The sequence below is a fragment of the Clostridium sp. genome, from assembly GCF_030532265.1.
In the GTDB taxonomy this organism is placed as follows: Bacteria; Bacillota; Clostridia; order Clostridiales; family Clostridiaceae; genus Clostridium.
Genome location: NZ_JAUNLM010000098.1, coordinates 1 through 4019, shown reverse-complemented (window position 1 = coordinate 4019; position 4019 = coordinate 1). Strand labels below are relative to the sequence as shown.

Sequence of the window (4019 nt, the reverse complement as noted above, 5' to 3'; positions counted from 1 at the left end):
TACTCCAAATATTACTGGCTTTTCTGTTTGCATTGATACTTGTGCTATTCCCTTTGAAACCTCTGCACATACATAGTCAAAATGAGGTGTTGATCCCTTTATAACGGCCCCTAAACATATAACAGCATCATATTTTTCATTTTGTATCATTTTCTTTGCTATAAGAGGGATTTCAAAAGCACCTGGAACCCAAGCAACATTTATATTTTCTTTATCTACACCATGTCTTTTAAGACCATCTAAAGCACCACTTAATAATTTTGATACTATAAATTCATTAAATCTTCCAGCTACTATTCCAACTTTTAATTTATCTGCTACTAAATTTCCTTCTAATATTCTCATATTAATTCCTCCTAAAAAATTTGTTTAAAATATGATTTAAAAATTTTTATTATAAATCTTATAATTTATCAGTTTAATAATTTAAAATATGATTCATTTTTTCTTTTTTAGTTTTTAAATAAAACTCATTATTTTCATTGAAATCCATTTGAATAGGAACTCTATTTATTACACTTATACCTTCATTTTCCAAACTATATATCTTATCTAAGTTATTTGTCATGAGCTTTAAGCTTTTAACTCCTAAATCCTTAAGTATAGATGCTGCTACATCATACTTCCTCATATCAGCTTCAAATCCAAGTTTTATATTTGCTTCAACTGTATCATATCCCTCATCTTGTAAAGCATAAGCCTTTAACTTATTTATAAGCCCTATTCCTCGTCCTTCTTGTCTCATATAAAGAAGTATTCCCCTCCCCTCTTTTGATATTTTTTTCATAGCAGCGTCATATTGTTCCCCACAATCACATCTTCTTGACCCTAAGGCATCTCCAGTTAGACATTCTGAATGAACTCTTACAAGAATATTTTTTCCGCCCTCTATATTTCCTTTAACTAAAGCCACATGATGTTCACCATTTAATTTATTTATAAAACCATACATTGTAAAATAACCATATTTAGTTGGCATTTTAGTTTCTACAACTCTTTCAAAAACAACTTCATTATTACTACTTTCATACTTTAAATTTTTATTATTAAAAGTAAGTTCCTTTTCATTAAAGTTACATTTAATAAGATTATCTTTAAAATTATTAACTTCTAATTTATTTTTTCTATATTCAACTAAATCTTCTATTGTAATAATCTTAATACCAAATTTTTTAGCAAATCCAATAAGTTCTTTTGTTCTCATCATATCTCCATTTTCACTCATTATCTCACAAATAACTCCAGCACCTTTAAAACCTGAAAGTTTTGCTAAATCAACAGCTGCTTCTGTATGTCCTAACCTTTCTAAAACTCCATTATTCTTTGCAATTAAAGGAAATACATGCCCTGGTCTTCTAAAATCATTACAATTATTACTTTCTAAAACTTTTTTTATAGTAAAAGCTCTTTCAAAAGCTGAAATTCCTGTAGTAGTATCTTTATAATCTACTGATACTGTAAAAGCAGTTTCATGATTATCTGTATTATTTGAAACCATTGGATGAAAATTTAATTTTTTTGCAATTTTCTTTTCAATTGGCATGCATATAAGGCCTCTTCCATGCTTTGCCATAAAATTAATAGCTTCACCATTAACCATTTCAGCAGCCATTAAAAGGTCTCCTTCATTTTCCCTATCTTCATCATCAATAACTATAACCATCTTTCCACTTCTTATATCCTCTATTGCTTCTTCAATACTATTAAACTTAAACATTTGTTACCATCCACCTTTATACTAATATTTAAAATCCTAAATTATTATTTATATAATATAAATTATTTTTAGTTAATAATATTTCTTATATCTAAAATAAAGCTATTAAATATAGTTAAAATATTTATTTTTCTTTTATATAAAGCCAGTATTTATAAGTAACTCCTCACTTATTTGATTAACTTTCTTTTCATTACTTATTTGATTTAAACCTAATAACTTTTCAACATACTTTCCAATTAAATCACACTCAATATTCACTGTTTCATTAATATTTTTACTTAATAAATTTGTTTCACTTCCTGTATGAGGTATTATTGAAACCTTAAAAATTTCATCATCTACATATGCCACCGTAAGACTTACCCCATCTATTGTTACCGAACCTTTAAAAATAATATATTTTAAAATATTTTTATCTGCTTTTAATGTTATCCAAATTGCATTATCTTCTCTCAAAAAAGATATTATTTTAGAAGTTCCATCTATATGTCCACTAACAATGTGACCTCCTAATCTTTTCTCTAAAGTTAATGCTCTTTCAAGATTAACTTTACTACCAATTTTTAGACCTCCTAAATTACTTCTTCTTAATGTTTCTGACATAACATCAGCTTCAAAATTATCATTACTTATATTTGTAACAGTAAGACATACTCCATTCGTTGAAACACTGTCTCCAATCTTAGTATTTTCTAAAACCTTTTTTGCTTTTATTAAAAGTCTTGATGAGTTTATCCCTTTTTTTATATATTTAACCTCTCCTATTTCTTCTATAATTCCAGTAAACATATTTTCACCTCAAAATTATATATAATAAATTTTTTTAAATTATAATTATTAAGTAGCTTTGTAATTTATTTAGTATCTTATATACCCTTCAACGACTATATCCTCTCCTATATTTTTAAAGCTCATATCTTTTATATTTATTACATCACTTATTTTTTCTATCCCTTGTCCACCTATTGGTGTCTTTGAACTACTTCCCCCAATTATTTTTGGAGCTATATAACATATAATTTTATCTACAATTCTTTCCTTAATAGCTGAAAAATTTAATTCTGATCCACCTTCAAGTAAAATGCTATCTATATTTAGTTTTCCAAGTTTAATCATTAAATCATTTAAATCTACTCTATTCTCTTTTTCTTTTGTAATTAAAACTATGACACCTTTGCTTTCTAAAATTTTTATTTTTTCTTTGTTAGCTTTTTTAGTAGTTGCAATTATTGTTATATCTTTTAAAACTATATTATTTCTAATTTTTAAATTATTATCTTCTTTTAAAAAATCATTTATATTTTCTATTTCAGTATTAAATTCTTTTAATAATTTTAAGTTAAATGAATTTTTATTATTTAAAATTACTTTAGAATTTATAGGTATTCTAAGATTACTATCAACTATAATTCTTACTGGATTTCTTCCATTTTTTAATCTACAAGTTAATTCTGGATTATCTTTTATAACAGTATTGATACCAACCATTATCCCCATATATTTATTCCTTAAATTATGCACAGATTCTCTTGATTTTTCCCCAGTTATCCATTTTGATTCTCCAGTATATGTTGATATTTTTCCGTCTAAAGACATAGCATTCTTTAAAACTACGAATGGTTTTTTTAATTTTATATACTTTATAAAAACTTCATTTAGTTTTTTACATTCATCTTCTAAATTACTAATCTTAACTTCTATTCCCGCATTTTCAAGTTTTTTAATACCTTTTCCTTTGACCAATTCATTTGGATCCAAACATCCTATAATCACTTTTGAAATTTTATTTTTAATAATATTATCAACACAAGGTGGAGTTTTTCCATAATGAGAACAAGGCTCTAAATTTACATACATAGTTGCACCATAACTGTCAGAAGCTAAATTATTAAAAGCCTCTATTTCAGCATGATTTTCCCCAAATTCTCTATGATAACCTTTACCAATTATCTTATTATCTTTCACTATAATAGCTCCAACTAAAGGATTAGGATTAACCTTTCCTTCACCTTTTTTAGCTAAATTCATCGCAAGCTTCATATACTTTTCATCCATTAGCATCATCTCTCTTTTTTAAATTTTTAATAATTCTCTAGGATATAAAAAAGCCCTGAGAATATTTTCTCAGGACCTTAAATGAATTTGATTAACATTATAAATATAATTAAGCTATATATTATAAATTAATAGTAACTTTATTTAAATAAAATATTAATACAATATACTATAATTATTTTTTAATTTTTAATATATAATTGTATCTAATATCTTTTAAATTAAATTTATTTTAAATTATATT

At 25.2% G+C, this 4019-nt stretch carries 4 protein-coding genes; all 4 read right to left on the bottom strand.

Annotated elements, in window-relative coordinates; translation table 11 throughout:
• On the bottom strand, positions 1–345 hold a 345-nt coding region (gene ribH, locus Q4E08_RS11670), incomplete at its 3' end, for a 6,7-dimethyl-8-ribityllumazine synthase (RefSeq protein WP_303131134.1).
• 73 nt (positions 346–418) lie between these two features.
• Positions 419–1717: a GTP cyclohydrolase II gene (gene ribA / locus Q4E08_RS11665; protein WP_303131132.1), complete on the bottom strand. Its 1299-nt coding sequence runs from the start codon at positions 1715–1717 to the stop codon at positions 419–421.
• Positions 1718–1852: 135 nt separating this feature from the next.
• Positions 1853–2509 carry a riboflavin synthase gene (locus Q4E08_RS11660; protein ID WP_303131131.1) on the bottom strand — a complete coding sequence of 219 codons (657 nt, stop codon included), beginning with the start codon at positions 2507–2509 and terminating at the stop codon, positions 1853–1855.
• A 69-nt stretch (positions 2510–2578) separates the two neighbouring features.
• Positions 2579–3775 carry a bifunctional diaminohydroxyphosphoribosylaminopyrimidine deaminase/5-amino-6-(5-phosphoribosylamino)uracil reductase RibD gene (ribD, locus tag Q4E08_RS11655; protein WP_303131129.1) on the bottom strand — a complete coding sequence of 399 codons (1197 nt, stop codon included), beginning with the start codon at positions 3773–3775 and terminating at the stop codon, positions 2579–2581.
• Positions 3776–4019: the final 244 nt, after the last annotated feature.